This window comes from Arthrobacter sp. UNC362MFTsu5.1 (assembly GCF_000685965.1).
In the GTDB taxonomy this organism is placed as follows: domain Bacteria; phylum Actinomycetota; class Actinomycetes; order Actinomycetales; family Micrococcaceae; genus Arthrobacter.
The window spans coordinates 22,631-37,180 of the sequence record NZ_JMLE01000013.1 but is presented as its reverse complement, the minus strand read 5'-3'; the positions used below and the strand labels follow the sequence as shown (position 1 = coordinate 37,180).

At 66.9% G+C, this 14,550-nt stretch carries 11 protein-coding genes and 1 tRNA gene; 6 read left to right on the top strand and 6 right to left on the bottom strand.

The genetic code is table 11. The features are described from left to right. Positions 1-119 precede the first annotated feature (119 nt). Entirely contained in the window at positions 120-3,146 is a 3,027-nt protein-coding gene (locus BS38_RS0113545) for an alpha-mannosidase (protein WP_028271300.1), read from the top strand. Positions 3,147-3,363: 217 nt separating this feature from the next. Here BS38_RS0113545 and BS38_RS0113540 read toward each other — a convergent pair whose 3' ends face one another. Both BS38_RS0113540 and BS38_RS0113535 read right to left on the bottom strand, forming a co-directional pair. Further along, positions 3,364-4,098 (bottom strand): hypothetical protein, encoded by a 735-nt coding sequence (locus tag BS38_RS0113540; RefSeq protein ID WP_028271299.1) that lies wholly within the window; start codon positions 4,096-4,098, stop codon positions 3,364-3,366. Further along, a complete protein-coding gene (locus BS38_RS0113535; protein ID WP_028271298.1) occupies positions 4,095-4,841 on the bottom strand; it encodes a hypothetical protein in 747 nt (248 codons plus the stop codon). The genes BS38_RS0113540 and BS38_RS0113535 overlap by 4 nt, the downstream gene beginning before the upstream one ends. A gap of 182 nt (positions 4,842-5,023) precedes the next feature. Between BS38_RS0113535 and BS38_RS0113530 the strand changes: the two genes are divergently transcribed. Together BS38_RS0113530 and BS38_RS0113525 are read left to right on the top strand one after the other, a co-directional pair. Next, positions 5,024-6,733, top strand: a complete 1,710-nt coding sequence (locus BS38_RS0113530) for an ABC-F family ATP-binding cassette domain-containing protein (RefSeq protein WP_028271297.1) — start codon at positions 5,024-5,026, stop codon at positions 6,731-6,733. Continuing rightward, the gene (locus BS38_RS0113525; RefSeq protein ID WP_028271296.1) at positions 6,730-8,643 is read left to right on the top strand and encodes an ABC transporter ATP-binding protein; all 1,914 of its coding nucleotides are present in this window, start codon (positions 6,730-6,732) and stop codon (positions 8,641-8,643) included. The genes BS38_RS0113530 and BS38_RS0113525 overlap by 4 nt, the downstream gene beginning before the upstream one ends. Before the next feature lie 9 nt (positions 8,644-8,652). Here the strand turns inward: BS38_RS0113525 and BS38_RS0113520 are convergent, their stop codons facing one another. From BS38_RS0113520 to BS38_RS0113510, 3 genes are all read right to left on the bottom strand, one after another. Further along, positions 8,653-9,057 carry an NUDIX hydrolase gene (locus BS38_RS0113520; RefSeq protein ID WP_028271295.1) on the bottom strand — a complete coding sequence of 135 codons (405 nt, stop codon included), beginning with the start codon at positions 9,055-9,057 and terminating at the stop codon, positions 8,653-8,655. A gap of 2 nt (positions 9,058-9,059) precedes the next feature. Beyond that, complete coding sequence (locus BS38_RS0113515; protein ID WP_028271294.1) at positions 9,060-9,527, bottom strand: DUF6314 family protein; 468 nt, start codon at positions 9,525-9,527, stop codon at positions 9,060-9,062. A gap of 1 nt (position 9,528) precedes the next feature. Beyond that, positions 9,529-9,601, bottom strand: a tRNA-Arg gene (locus tag BS38_RS0113510). An 85-nt stretch (positions 9,602-9,686) separates the two neighbouring features. On the opposite strand from BS38_RS0113510, the gene BS38_RS0113505 reads away from it, so the two are divergent. Continuing rightward, positions 9,687-10,487, top strand: a complete 801-nt coding sequence (locus tag BS38_RS0113505; protein WP_028271293.1) for a DUF998 domain-containing protein — start codon at positions 9,687-9,689, stop codon at positions 10,485-10,487. On the opposite strand, the gene BS38_RS0113500 is transcribed toward BS38_RS0113505, so the two are convergent. Then, positions 10,462-11,082, bottom strand: coding sequence for a hypothetical protein (locus tag BS38_RS0113500; RefSeq protein WP_028271292.1), 621 nt, complete (start codon positions 11,080-11,082; stop codon positions 10,462-10,464). The genes BS38_RS0113505 and BS38_RS0113500 overlap by 26 nt on opposite strands. Before the next feature lie 68 nt (positions 11,083-11,150). Here BS38_RS0113500 and BS38_RS0113495 point away from each other — a divergent pair, with 68 nt between their 5' ends. Both BS38_RS0113495 and pcrA read left to right on the top strand, forming a co-directional pair. Then, a complete protein-coding gene (locus BS38_RS0113495; RefSeq protein WP_028271291.1) occupies positions 11,151-11,999 on the top strand; it encodes an inositol monophosphatase family protein in 849 nt (282 codons plus the stop codon). A 44-nt stretch (positions 12,000-12,043) separates the two neighbouring features. Further along, the gene (gene pcrA, locus BS38_RS0113490) at positions 12,044-14,536 is read left to right on the top strand and encodes a DNA helicase PcrA (protein WP_043438673.1); all 2,493 of its coding nucleotides are present in this window, start codon (positions 12,044-12,046) and stop codon (positions 14,534-14,536) included. The last annotated feature ends 14 nt before the right edge of the window (positions 14,537-14,550 follow it).

Here is a 14,550-nt window from a genome sequence, read left to right as displayed (position 1 = left end):
GCGCCGATCCGCTCCTTCGGCAGTGTTCAAGGGCTTGCGCATAAGCTGAAGCCAACGCCAAGGCCAATACCGCGAGCCAGCCGTCAGCTTCCAGACCACAGGTATTAAAGAGGACCACATTGCACGACGACCGCCGCATCACGGAAGTCCGTCTTGACCGCTTCATGCGTGAACGCGTGGACCCCGCGGTGTACACCCGCAGCGTCCCGCTGAACCTGACCAGCTGGGACGTTCCGGACGAGCCTGTTTCCGTCATGGAAGCCCTCCGCCACGACTTCGCCCCGTTGGAACACGGAACTGCCTGGGGTAAGCCATGGAGCACCAAGTGGCTGAGGCTGCAGGGCGAAGTGCCCGATTCCTGGGGGACCGCTCCGGATACCGCGGTGGAGATCGTGGTGGACCTTGGCTTCACCCGCGAACTGCCGGGATTCCAGTGCGAGGGAATTGCGTGGCGGCCGGACGGCACCATCATCAAGGCCATCTCGCCGCGGAACCAGTACATCCCCCTGAAGCTCCTCGGAAGCGGAATGGCAGTGGACTTCTACGTGGAGGCAGCTGCCAACCCGGACGTCGCGCAGGGATGGACCTTCGCAGCCATGCCCTACGGGGACAAGGAAACAGCGGGAAGCGAACCCAAATACCGGCTGGGCACCATCGCCATCGCCGAACTCAACCAGACCGTCTGGGAGCTTCAGCAGGACGTCTGGACGCTCAGCGGGCTCATGCACGAGCTGCCGATGGAACTGCCCCGCCGCCACGAGATCCTGCGCGCCCTGGAGCGGATGCTGGACGTCATGGACCCGGACGATGTCAGCGGCACCGCGTCGGCCGGCCGTGCAGCCCTGGCTGAGGTACTCTCCCGCCCGGCGTACGCCTCGGCCCATCAGCTGGTGGCCACGGGCCATGCGCACATCGACTCGGCCTGGCTGTGGCCCGTCCGGGAAACCATCCGCAAATGTGCACGCACATTCTCCAACGTCGTGGCGCTGATGGACGAGTCTCCCGATTTCGTGTTCTCCTGTTCGTCCGCGCAGCAGCTCGCCTGGATGAAGGAGTTCTATCCGGAGCTGTTCGGCCGCATCCGCGAGAAGGTCAAAGCGGGCCAGTTCGTGCCGGTCGGCGGCATGTGGGTGGAATCGGACACCAACATGCCCGGCGGAGAGGCCATGGCCCGGCAGTTCATCGAAGGCAAGCAGTTCTTCCTGGACGAGTTCGGCGTGGAGTGCCGGGAAGCCTGGCTGCCTGATTCCTTCGGGTACTCCGCCGCCCTGCCGCAGATCGTCAAGGCAGCCGGCAGCAAGTGGTTCCTGACCCAGAAGATCTCCTGGAACCAGGTCAACAGGATGCCGCACCACACGTTCAACTGGGAAGGCATCGACGGCACGCGGCTGTTCACGCACTTCCCGCCGGTTGACACCTACAACTCCGAGCTGAGCGGGCGGGAACTGGCGCATGCGGAGCGGAACTACCGGGACCACGGCCGCGGCACTGTCTCCCTGGTCCCGTTCGGCTACGGCGACGGCGGCGGCGGCCCCACCCGGGAGATGATCGCAGCAGCCCACCGCACGGCCGACCTCGAGGGGTCCCCGAAGGTGCGGATCGGAACGGCCGCGAACTTCTTCAGCCAGGCACAGGCCGAATACACGTCCCTGCCGGTATGGGTGGGGGAGATGTACCTGGAGTTGCACCGCGGAACCTATACCAGCCAGGCCAAGACGAAACGGGGCAACCGGCGAAGCGAGCACCTGCTCCGGGAGGCCGAACTCTGGTGCGCCACCGCGTCCGTCCGTACTGACGGCAGCTTCACCTACCCGGCAGCCGAGCTGAAACGCCTCTGGCGGCTGGTCCTGCTGCAACAGTTCCATGACATCCTGCCCGGCAGTTCCATTGCCTGGGTCCACCAGGACGCGGAGCGGAACTACGCAGCCATCTCGGATGCCCTGGAGTCCATCATTGCCGGCTCTGCCCGTGCCGTTCTCGGCGAGGGCAGCCGCGAGTTCCTGCTCAACGCCGCGCCGCACGAACGCAGCGGCGTGCCTGCACTGGCTGCCGCCGAACCCGTCCGCAGCGACCACCCGGTGACGGTCACCGAATCCGGCGGGGGATACATCCTGGATAACGGCGTGATCCAGGCCGTGCTGGACTCCAACGGACTCCTGACCTCGCTGATCGACCACGCCAGCGGCCGGGAAGCGATTGCCCCCGGCCAGTTCGGGAACCACCTGGAACTCCACCGCGACACGCCCAACGAATGGGACGCGTGGGACATTGACGAGTTCTACCGCCGCAACGTCACCTCACTGACCGAAGCGCATTCGGTGACGCTGGAGCGGGGCGGCTGGGACGCCGTCGTGGTGGTGGAGCGGCTGGCCGGAACATCAGCGATCACCCAGCGGATTTCGCTGGAGGCCGGTTCCGGCTCCCTGGGCATCCTGACCTCCGTTGACTGGCAGGAACGGGAAAAACTGCTCAAGATCGGCTTCCCCCTGGACGTCCGCGCGGACCGATCAGCATCGGAGACGCAGTTCGGGCATGTCTTCCGGCCAACCCACACCAATACGTCCTGGGAAGCGGCCAAGTTCGAAATCTGCGCCCACCGCTGGATCCACGTGGCAGAGCCGGGCTATGGCGTGGCGGTCTCCAACGCCTCCAGCTACGGGCACGATGTCACCCGCAGCGTGAGGGACGACGGCGGCACCACCACCACCGTGCGCACGTCCCTGCTGCGCGCTCCCAAATATCCGGATCCCGGCGCCGACCGCGGGCGGCACGAGCTCCTGGTGACCATCAGGCCCGGGGCGGCCATCGCCGATGCCGTGGAAGAGGGCTACCGGACCAACCTTGCCCCGCGCATCGTGAAGGGCGCCAACGCCGTCAGCCCGCTGTTTACCGTGTTCAACCAGGGAATCGTGGTGGAAGCGGTGAAGCTGGCGGAGGACGGTTCCGGCGACGTCATTGTGCGGCTTTATGAGTCGCTGGGGGAGCGGTCCGAGGGTTTGGTGACGGCAAACTTTGACGCCAGGGAAGTGCAGGCGGTGGACCTGCTGGAGCGTCCGGTTGAGGACCCGGGCGTGACTGCCGGCAAGGACTCCGCAAAGCTGACGCTGCGGCCGTTCCAGCTGGTCACCCTGCGCTTTGCCCGCTAGTACGCCAGGGGTCCAGGGCGCTGGCCCGCGGCCATCCCGCCGTTAAACAGGCTGAGTGGGGGCGGTCCCCAACGGCCCGCCACCACTCATCCCCCCAATAGCGCTCAGTGGCCGGCCGGCGCCGAACGGATTATCCCCATTCACGACCCCAGCCCGCACCCACTTTCACACTTTCATGATTCTCTCACGTTCTAATGATTTTGTGAAAGCACTAAGTCTACTTTGCAGTAGATGACTTCCGGGTGCTCATTTGGGTCGCCCGGACCCGCGCAGCCCAAAAGGCGGCAAGGCCGAGGACAAAGCAGAGCGCGGCCCCGTAATTGATGATGAATCTGAGGAAGTGCCACTGTGCCGGAATGAAGGGGAAAAGCAGGCTTATGGCCAGCGAGATGCCGCCGACAGCCAGCAGAAGCGCCCCTGCCCGGACCAGCACCGGCAGCCGGCTGGCAACGGCCTTCGCCATGGCGGGGAGCAGCACCAGAGAGACATAGGCAGGATAGGCGCGCCCGGCGGCGCCATAATATTCGACGAGCCGGGCATTCCTCTCGCTGCTCTGGGACACAGCCACAAGCCCCGCCGATGAGCCGGACGAATCCATCATGGCGAAGAAGACGACCATGGCGGCAGCAATAACGCCAAGCACCAGCAGCCCGGGCATGCCCAGGAGCCACCGCCGCGCCCCATGGGCGCCGAAGCCCCTGATGAAACGCAGCCCGATGAAGAAGATGACGGCAAAGATGACGAACCGAAGGATGAGGTTGGCGACGTTGGTGCCTCCGAGCAGCCGGTCGATGGCAATGTACGGGCCATCGATGCTCAGGAGGATCGCCAGGGTGGCCAGTACGAAAATATAGAAAAGCGACCTGTTCTCACCCCTGACGGCGCTTGGAATTCGGGCCACGGCGGCGGCACAACAAATTGCCAGCGTGGACCATTGCAGGATCTCGATCATCCGAGGTTCTCCCAGATCGTTTTGGTTTGTTCGTGGTCTTGTTCCTGGCGCTTGAGGGTCTTCCCCAGTGCTTGCAGCCGGTCACCGGCCAGGGCGGCGAGCTCCCCATCGGACAACGCGTCCAGGGCTGCCTGCCGCGCCCCCCGCGGCCAGCCGGCCTCCACCTCGGTGATCATGCCGGTGGCCACCAGCCCGCCGGTCAGGCCGGTGCCGGCCGCCTTGGCCGTGGCGATGGCCAGCTCGGGAGTCAGCCGGTTGGCGGTCAGCTGCGCGGAGTAGTTTTGCGGGGCGATTCCCGTGGCTGCCGACACCCGGTGCCGCAGCTCGCCGTCGTCGATTGCGTCCACCCAGTTCTTCACCGACGTCGCATGCGGAACGGGGGTCAGCGGCGGGGCCGGCTGCGGCTGGTCCGTGTCGCCCGCTCGCGCAGCCTCGGCGGAGCGGGCAATGACTGCCTTCAGCAAATCCATCGTGGCGATCTGGCTGACCAGCTCGGCGGCGGTGGGAAGCAGCGGGCTCCCGCCGAGCTCGCCGAAATTTTCAAAGGTGGCCAGTGCCGCCACGGGGTTGATGTTGAAGGCCCGGCTGATGCTGACAACGGTGCTTTCCGCCACTTTCCCGCGGACCAGCTGCTGCGCCAACGTGGTCCGCTTGACCCCCGAGATCCTGCAGATATCGGCAGTGCTCGCCTGGGGTGCAATTCCGTGAAGCCAGCGTTGGAACGCCTTGGCGGGGAGTGGCATGGATGGCTTCCTGCGGGGTGGGGCGGGCTGGATTCGTCGGTCGATTTTACGGCGGGGGGTATATGAACTATGCTAAATGGTCGAACCCGTTGGTCCGTACACCCCCCAAGTCCGGACCAGCGGGTTCCTCCATGCCCGGCGGGATTTCAGGCCGTTTTGGGCCGCAGTGAGAGGATGGACTAATGACTGCAACCCTAGTTGCCAAAGATCTTTCTGGCGGTCACGACCACCGCACACTCTTCTCAAAACTTTCCCTCACAGTGGCGCCCGGCGACGTCGTGGGCGTCGTTGGAGCGAACGGCGCGGGCAAATCCACCCTGCTGCGGCTCCTGGCCGGTGTGGACCAGCCACTGGCCGGCACGGTGAACCTGGCCCCGGCCGATGCCTTCGTGGGCTGGCTGCCCCAGGAACACGAACGCGTGGACGGGGAAACCGTGGCGGACTACGTTGCACGCCGCACCGGCTGCGCCCAGGCAACGGCGGACATGGAATCCACTGCCGAGGCCCTGGGGTCCGGCGCCCCCGGCGCGGATGACGCCTACTCCCTGGCCTTCGACCGCTGGATGGCCTCCGGCGCGGCCGACCTTGACGAACGGATTGCGCCGGTCCTGGCCGACCTTGGCCTGGACGTGGGACCGGAAGCGCTGATGACCGGACTTTCCGGCGGACAGGCCGCGCGGGTGGCGCTGGCGGCCCTGCTGCTGAGCCGTTTCGATGTGGTCCTGCTCGATGAACCCACCAACGACCTGGACCTCAACGGACTGGCCAAGCTGGAAGCATTCGTCCAGGGCCTCCGTGGCGGTGTGGTCCTGGTGTCCCACGACCGTGAGTTCCTGGCACGGTGTGTCACCACCATCGTGGAACTGGACCTGGCCCAGAATTCCGTGGCTGTTTACGACGGCGGCTACGAGGCGTTCCTGGAGGAACGCGCCGTCGCGCGGCGCCATGCCCGGGAGCGCTACGAGGAGTTTGCGTCCACGAAGGCGGACCTCGTCTCCCGCGCCAGGACCCAGCGCGAATGGAGCTCCCAGGGCGTTCGCAACGCCATGAAGAAGAGCCCCGACAACGACAAGATCCGCCGGGCCGCCTCCACGGAATCGTCGGAGAAGCAGGCCCAAAAGGTGCGCCAGATGGAGTCCCGGATCGCCCGGCTCGATGAGGTCGAGGAACCCCGCAAGGAGTGGCAGCTGCAGTTCAGCATTGGCCAGGCGCCCCGGTCCAGTGCAGTGGTGGCCACGTTGCGGGACGCCGTCGTGCACCAGGGCGATTTCACCCTGGGACCGGTGAACCTGCAGCTCAACGCCGGGGAACGCATCGGTATCACGGGCCCCAACGGGGCCGGCAAGTCGACGCTTCTCCGGCTCCTGCTCGGCATCCGGGAGCCCGATTCCGGCAACGCCGCCATGGGCGCCTCGGTGGCCATCGGCGAAATCGACCAGGCCCGCGGCCTGCTCGCCGGCCACCTCAACCTGGGTGACGCCGTCGAAGCCGTCCTGACGGACCTGACCCCCGCCGAGGTCCGCACCCTGCTCGCCAAATTCGGCCTCAAAGCCGACCACACCTCGCGTCCGGTCGACTCGCTTTCCCCGGGCGAGCGGACCCGCGCTGCGCTGGCGCTCCTGCAGGCCCGCGGCGTGAACCTGCTCGTCCTGGACGAGCCCACCAACCACCTGGACCTGCCCGCGATCGAGCAGCTCGAAGAAGCACTGGAAAGCTACGACGGCGCCCTGCTCCTGGTGACGCATGACCGGCGGCTGCTGGAAAATGTGCGCCTGGACGTCCGGTGGAACGTCGAGGACGGTGTGGTGACCGAACAACTCGCCGGCGCGGGATCGCTGCAAGGCAACGCGGGCCGCGCCAATGAACGTGCCACGAAAGGCCAGTCACGATGAGCATGGACCGGGTAGCGTGGAGCTCCCTTTACAACATCACGCGCGCCTCGAGCGGATCGAAGCCGTTCTCGAAGGCAACGCTCAAGCGGGTGTTCGGCTTCGCCCGTCCGCACAAGGGCAAGCTGATCGCCTTCGTGCTGCTTTCGATCGCCATGGCGGTCCTGGCTGTGGCCACCCCCGTCCTTGCCGGGCAGGTGGTGGATGCCATCATCGCCGGCGTGGGTGCCGACGTCGTGATCCGGCTGGCTGTCCTCATCGCCGTCGTGGCAGTTGCCGAGGCCGGACTGGGCCTGGTGACGCGCTGGCTGTCCTCCACCATCGGTGAGGGCGTCATCGTGGACCTGCGCACCAAGGTGTTCGACCACGTGCAGAAAATGCCGATCGCCTTCTTCACCCGCACCAGGACCGGTGCCCTCGTCAGTCGCCTCAACAATGACGTGATCGGGGCACAGTCCGCCTTCGCAGGGACGCTGTCCGGCGTCGTGAGCAACGTCGTGGCTCTCGCGCTCACCCTCGTTGTGATGCTGGGCAAGTCCTGGCTCGTGACCGTGCTCGCCATGATCCTGCTGCCGATCTTCCTCATCCCCGCCCGCCGGATGGGCTCCAAGCTGGCCGACCTGCGCCGGGAAGCCGCGGAGCACAACGCCTCCATGGGCACCCAGATGACGGAACGCTTCTCCTCCCCCGGAGCCACCCTGGTGAAGCTCTTCGGCCGCCCGGACGAGGAATCCCGGGAATTCGCCGCCCGCGCGGGACGCGTCCGGGATATCGGCGTGCGGACGGCGATGCTGCAGTTCACCTTCGTGACTGCCCTGACGCTCGTCTCGGCACTGGCGCTTGCCCTGGTCTACGGGCTGGGCGGCTTCCTGGCGCTGCAGGGGCAGCTGGCCGCCGGCGACGTCGTGGTGCTCGCGCTGCTCCTCACCCGCCTCTATGCGCCGCTCACCGCCCTCTCCAACGCCCGGGTCGAGATCATGAGCGCCCTGGTCAGTTTTGAACGGGTCTTCGAAATCCTGGACCTCAAGCCGCTCATCCAGCAGAAGCCTGACGCGGTGACATCGCCGGCCGGTCCGCTGTCCGTGGAGTTCGACGACGTCCGCTTCTCCTACCCGTCCGCAGACAAGGTCTCGCTCGCCTCGCTGGAGGACGTGTCCACGCTCGACACCCGCGGCGGCGAAGAGGTGCTCCACGGCATCAGCTTCCGGGTGGAACCCGGCCAGACGGTCGCCCTCGTGGGCTCCTCGGGCGCCGGAAAGTCCACCATCGCGCAACTGCTCTCCCGCCTGTACGACGTCGATTCCGGCGCCGTCCGCTTCGGCGGAACCACTCCGGGGACCGGGGTGGACGTCCGCGACCTCACCTTCGATTCGATGCGGCACACGCTCGGCATGGTGACGCAGGACGGGCACCTGTTCCACGAGAGCATCGCCTCCAACCTGCGCCTGGCCAGGCCGGAGGCCAGCGACGAGCTCATGTGGGATGTGCTGCGGCAGGCCCGGCTCGAAGACATGATCCGGACGCTCCCGGACGGCCTGGACACGGTGGTGGGGGAGCGCGGCTACCGGCTCTCCGGTGGCGAACGCCAGCGCCTCACCATCGCCCGCCTGCTCATTGCCCAACCGCGCGTCGTGATCCTGGACGAGGCCACCGCGGCCCTGGATTCCACCAACGAAGCCGCGGTCCAGGAGGCCCTGGGCGCCGCGCTCGAGGGCCGTACCGCCGTCGTGATCGCCCACCGGTTGTCCACCATCCGCGCCGCGGACATGATCCTGGTGGTGGAGGACGGCACCATCGTGGAGCGCGGTACCCACACCGAACTCCTCGCGGCGGAAGGCCGGTACGCGGAGCTGTACCGCACGCAGTTTGCCGAAGCGAGCGCCGTCGTGGAGGAAGCTGTGCCGGAGTTCTAGCCCGGGAAGCTACCTGCCGCCGGCGGCGAGGGCAGGCAGGACGTGGTCCGTCAACAGGGGCGCAAGATCGGCCGGCAGTTCGCCGGCCAGGTCCAGCCAGCGGATTTCCGCTATCTCGGCGGACGGGTGCGCTTGCCAGGTCCCGGGGGCAGTGAAAACCGTGGCCTCGATATCCGTGGCGGCCTCGTTGGCGGCGTCGGCCAGCCATACGCCCATGAGCTGGAGATGTTCCGGCGCCACGATGATGCCCACTTCTTCCAGCAGTTCACGGGATGCGGCCTGGGCTGCCGTTTCGCCGGGTTCGGGTTTGCCGCCCGGGTGCATGAACTTGTCCGTGCCGCGCTTGCGGACGGTCAGCAGGCGGCCGGCGCGGTCATAGACGCAGACGGCGGACACAACAATGCGGTCTTTCACGGCTACGACCCTAGCCCATCCGCGTCCGGGGCGAGCCGCCGCAGCACTGATTCCAGGAGCAGGTCCTTCCGGGGCCCCTGGACGTCCCAGGAATAGCTGAATTCGTCGGGTCCGCGGAGGGCGTACGTCACGCGGTAGGTGTCCGGATCACACCAATGGTTGTCCTGGCTGGCCGTTTCCCGGAAGCTCATGCGGTGGAACGGCCGTCCGTCGGGGAACGTCATGTCCATCGCGTCGGGGGAATCGGCAGGCTGCAGGATGTAGTTCCGGCTTGCCGGGCCCGTGAACGCGCCGCCGTCCGGAGTAGGCCAGCGCACGGTGCCTTCTTCGTGGAAGTCAAGGCCGTCGTCGTCCGCGGGGGAAAACAGGGCGACGCCGGTGAAGGTCCCCCGGGTTCCGGAACTGCGGTCCCACAAGGTGCGCTCCACGGACCAGCTGCCCAGCAGGTACGCGCGCAGGTGGAAGTTCAAGTGCCCTCGATTGGAATCGAACCAACGACACCGGCTTTAGGAGAGCCGTGCTCTATCCACTGAGCTACGAGGGCGGGCGTCCGAAACGGTTGGCACAGGCCGTCCTGTTCGGGCACGGATACAAGCATACAAGGTACGGGCCCGTACTACGCTCTTGGCATGACTGCAGCAACACCAGCAACGTCCTACCGGGCCGGGTTCCTCCCGGATATCGCCTCCGCCCGGGAGTATTTCGGGGCGTGGGCCAAGCTGAGCGTGCTGCAATACTTCGTGGCGGAATCGGCCGTGATCGCGGCGTGGGCGGGGCCGGAACCCTACGACCGCCGGACCGGCTACATCAGTGACCTTGGGGCCGTGCACTGCGGGATCTACGAGGACCGGGACGTCTGCTCGCCCCTGCACGCGCTGATGAACGCCTCGTTCGTGGTGCAGGGGCTGGGCATGCTCGCGGGGGCATTGCTCCTCAGCTCCGCGCTCTTGTGCGTGGCAGCCCGTCCCGGTATACGGATCGCTTTCGGCCCGGGCCACCGCGCGCCCTGGCTCACCGCCCTCGCTGCCAAGGTCCTGACTTTCACCGCCGGAACCGGGACAATCATCGTGGGGCTGGTGCCCGAAGACGCCGGCTTGTTTGCCGTGCATCTGACCGGCGCCCTGATGTATTTCATCGGGGGCGCGCTGGCACTGCTGCTGCTGGGGGTGCTGTGGCTGCGGCAGTCACCCCTGGGCTGGTTCATCCTCGCCTGCGGCGCAGTTTCCTTCGGTGCCCTGGTGACCGGCGGCGTCACCGGGATGGCCGTGCCCGAGCCGGGCACGCTGGAGCGCTTCATGGGCTACCCGGTGACGGTCGGCCTGGCCACGGCGGGGCTGGTCATCGCCCAGCGGGTGCGGCAGGAGCTGAGGGCGCGGAAGGCGGCGCGGGCCGCTGCCCCGGGAGCTACTTCCGCGGCTTCCGGCCGATAAACACCGCAGCGCCGCTGGCCAGCAGGCTCAGCACGAGCAGCACCCAGCCGGAAACGGTGAGCACGGACGCTAGTGCAACCTGGCCGGCGTCGGCAGTTGACGCGGACATCATCGAATCAATGGCGGCGTTCCCCCACAACCGGACTGCAGCGAACAGCAGCGGGAGCGCCCAGAGCGCCCAGCGTAGGGGTTTGCGCGCAACGTTGGTCCCGATCAGCAGCAGCCAGGTGAAGGCGAAGATCAGCGGAAACAGGGTGCCCGCCGTCTTGTGGAGGTAGTTGAGCTGGCCGCGGGCGTCCTCGTTCATGGCCGCCCTCAACTGCTCCACGAAGCCCTGGTCAAAGCCCCCGATCAGCGAATCGGGCATGGGCAGGCCGCCCGAGAGCTGGGTGAGCTGGTTCAGCGTCAGCAAGTGCAGGTACCAGAACAGGAAGAGGCTGGCCACCACGCCCGCGATCAGGATCAGGCTGCTGTTGCTCTGGGCCTTCTCCGGCGTCCGCCGGGTGGTCGGGTTGATCACCGGCGGCAGATGATGCTGGGGAACGGACGCCCTGGCGCCGTGTTTCTTGATCCGCTGTGCTGGTGTCTTGGCCATGCGTTCATTATCGCTGGTTCTGTTCCTGTTCCTGTCCCTTGCGGGTGGCCCCGGATAGGCTGGGACGCGTGACGGAACTAGGAAGACACAAACTTGGCAGGCACAGCGCGGCTGAACTCAACGCGGGCCTGGACGACTACCAGCTGGCCGAGGCCCTGGTCAGGGAAGCCGGGATGCTGGCGCTCATGATGCGCCAGGGCGGCCTGGAAGGGCAGCAAAAAACGTCGGTTTCCGATGTTGTCACCGCCGCCGACCACGCCGCCGAAGCCTACGTCCTCGACCAGCTGCGCCGCTGCCGGCCGGACGACGGCATCCTGGGGGAGGAAGGGGCGTCCGTCCAGGGCAGCAGCGGCCGGACCTGGGTGATCGACCCCGTGGACGGCACGTACAACTTCCTGCACGGCTCCACGTACTGGTGCTCCGCGCTCGCCCTCAAGGACACTGCCGGGACCGTGCTTGGTGCCATTTTCCAGCCCGAAGAGGACAAGCTGTGGCTCGGCGGAACCACCCGGCCCGCAACCCTCAACGGAGAACGGATCACCTCCTTCCACGAAGACGGCGGGGCCAGGACCCGGAAACCGCTGGCCGAGCAGGGTGCCGCAACCTACATCCACCCGTCCTGGCTCGCGGACCCGCTCTGCGCCATGCCCTGGCACGCCGCGGCCACCGCTGCAGCGGCGCTGCGGATGTTCGGCTCTGGCTCGTGCGACCTGGGCCGGGTGGCCGACGGCGAACTGGACTGCTGGTTCCAGCACAGCTGCCCCGAATGGGACTGGCTCCCCGGCCAGGCGATCGTGATCGCCGCCGGCGGCGCCGCCGAGACAGTCCGTGTGAACGGACTCGAATGGTTCATGGCAGGCGGAACGACGGCGGTCCGGCAGCTCCGTTCGGCCCTCGAAGCCGGCTCGGTGGAGTAAGCCCGGACGTTAGTGTCGGCACCACCGCCTAGACTTATAGCACCATGGATATGTTGTTTGACCCCTACGCTGACGGACCGTTCAAGGCTGCCCCGCGAGCGGCAGCGCTCACTAAGTCGCGCCCCGGGGGCGGGGAAGATCCTGCACGGTACGGGAACGGCGGGCAGGAATCCGGCCGGGAACGGGCGCACCCGCGGCTGCCCGGAGCCGATGAACTGCTGCAGGGCCTCAACCCCCAGCAGGAGGAAGCGGTCAAGCATTCCGGCAGCGCGCTGCTCATCGTTGCCGGAGCCGGATCCGGCAAGACCCGGGTACTCAGCAACCGGATCGCGTACCTCATCGCCACCCGGCAGGCGCATCACGGGGAGATCCTGGCCATCACCTTCACCAACAAGGCGGCCGCGGAAATGCGGGAGCGCATCCAGGCGCTGGTTGGCGGCAAGGCCAAGATCATGTGGATCTCCACGTTCCACTCGTCCTGCGTGCGGATCCTCCGGCAGGAGGCCGCGAACGTCGGACTGAAGTCCAACTTCTCCATCTATGACTCCGCGGACTCCCTCCGCCTCGTGACCCAGGTGTCCAAGAGCCTGGACCTCGATCCCAAGAAGTTCGCGCCCAAGGCCATCCAGCACAAGATCTCGGCGCTGAAGAACGAGCTGATCGACGCCGACTCCTACGCCATGTCGGCCAACCACAACGATCCCTTCGAATCAGCCGTGGCCGATGTCTTCAAGGGCTACACCCAGCGGCTGCGCCAGGCCAACGCCATGGATTTTGACGACCTCATCGCCGAGACCGTCTACATGTTCCGGGCCTTTCCGGCGCTCGCCGAGTCCTACCGGCGGCGCTTCCGGCATGTCCTCGTGGACGAGTACCAGGACACCAACCACGCACAGTACGCACTGGTCCGCGAAATTGTGGGCGAGGGACCCGGGGCCTCCGAACTCACCGTGGTGGGCGACTCGGACCAGTCCATCTACGCCTTCCGCGGCGCCGACATCCGCAACATCGTGGAGTTCGAAAAGGACTACCCGAACGCCCGCACCATCAAGCTGGAACAGAACTACCGCTCCACCCAGAACATCCTCTCCGCCGCCAACTCGGTGATCTCGCGCAACCCCAACCGGCCGGAGAAACGGCTCTGGACCGCCGAGGGCGAGGGCCACAAAATCATCGGCTACGTGGGCGAGAACGAACACGACGAAGCCCAGTTCATCGCCAAGGAAATCGACAGGCTGCAGGACGAGGACAACCTGCGCCCCGGCGACGTCGCCATCTTCTACCGCACCAACGCCCAGTCGCGCTCGATTGAAGACGTCCTGGTGCGCGTCGGGCTGCCGTACAAGGTGGTGGGCGGCACGCGCTTCTACGAGCGCAAGGAAATCAAGGACGCCCTCGCGTACCTGCGCGTCCTGGTCAACCCCGACGACGACGTCAACCTCCGGCGGGTGCTCAACGAGCCCAAGCGCGGCATCGGCGACCGCGCCGAGGGCGCTGTGGCCGCCCTTGCCGAACGCGAACGCACGTCGTTCATGGCCGCCGCCCGCCGCGCGGACCAGGCTCCCGGCATGGCCACCCGCTCGGTCAATGCGGTGCTGGGCTTCGTGAAGCTGCTGGATGACCTCGCGGAGGTGGCCACCGGCTCCGGCGCGGCGGCAGCCCTGGAAGCCGTCCTGGAACAGACCGGCTACCTGGCCGGCCTGCGGTCCAGCACGGATCCCCAGGACGAGTCCCGCGTGGAGAACCTCGCCGAACTCGTCGCCGTCGTGCGCGAATACGAGCAGGAAAACCCGGAAGGATCCCTGGGCGCCTTCCTGGAGCAGGTCTCCCTCGTTGCGGACGCAGACCAGATCCCGGACGCCCCCGGCGCGGATATCGATGCCGCCGTCGCGGAAGCCAAGCGGCTGGGCGTTGTCACGCTGATGACCCTCCACACGGCCAAGGGGCTGGAGTTCCCGGTGGTGTTCCTCACCGGCATGGAGCACGGACTCTTCCCGCACCAGCGGTCCGCCACGGATCCCAAGGAGCTCGCGGAAGAGCGCCGGCTTGCCTACGTGGGCCTGACCCGTGCACGGAAGCGCCTTTACGTGACCCGCTCGGAGGTCCGCAGCATGTGGGGCCAGAGCCAGTACAACCCGGCCAGCCAGTTCATCGAGGAGATCCCGGCCGAACTGGTGGAATGGCGGCGGGAAGGCACCAGCCGCCAGGTCGGCGGCTGGGGGAGCGGCGCCGCCATCGGATCCAGCCGGTACAGCGGCTCGTTCTGGGGCGCCGGCACAGCCCGCGGCAACGCTGCGAGCCCTTCCGCCGGCTTCAACGCCGACGTGCCCGCCGCCGTCGCGAAGAACCGCGTGCAGCCGCAGAAGGAAGTGGTGGCCGTTAGCGTGGGGGACAAGGTCAACCACACAAGTTTCGGCAACGGCACGGTCCTGGCCGTTGAAGGCGCCGGCGACAAGACAGTCGCGAAGGTGAAGTTCAGCGTTGGCGAGAAGCGGCTATTGCTAAGGTACGCGCCGCTGACCAAACTGGACGCATAGCGCCGCAGTCTCGC

Excerpts from the sequence above, each read along its gene's own strand:
- BS38_RS0113540 (WP_028271299.1), bottom strand. The coding sequence starts at position 4,098 with ATGATCGAGATCCTGCAATGGTCCACGCTGGCAATTTGTTGTGCCGCC.
- BS38_RS0113535 (WP_028271298.1), bottom strand. The coding sequence starts at position 4,841 with ATGCCACTCCCCGCCAAGGCGTTCCAACGCTGGCTTCACGGAATTGCA.
- BS38_RS0113530 (WP_028271297.1), top strand. The coding sequence starts at position 5,024 with ATGACTGCAACCCTAGTTGCCAAAGATCTTTCTGGCGGTCACGACCAC.
- BS38_RS0113525 (WP_028271296.1), top strand. The coding sequence starts at position 6,730 with ATGAGCATGGACCGGGTAGCGTGGAGCTCCCTTTACAACATCACGCGC.
- BS38_RS0113505 (WP_028271293.1), top strand. The coding sequence starts at position 9,687 with ATGACTGCAGCAACACCAGCAACGTCCTACCGGGCCGGGTTCCTCCCG.
- BS38_RS0113500 (WP_028271292.1), bottom strand. The coding sequence starts at position 11,082 with ATGGCCAAGACACCAGCACAGCGGATCAAGAAACACGGCGCCAGGGCG.
- pcrA (WP_043438673.1), top strand. The coding sequence starts at position 12,044 with ATGGATATGTTGTTTGACCCCTACGCTGACGGACCGTTCAAGGCTGCC.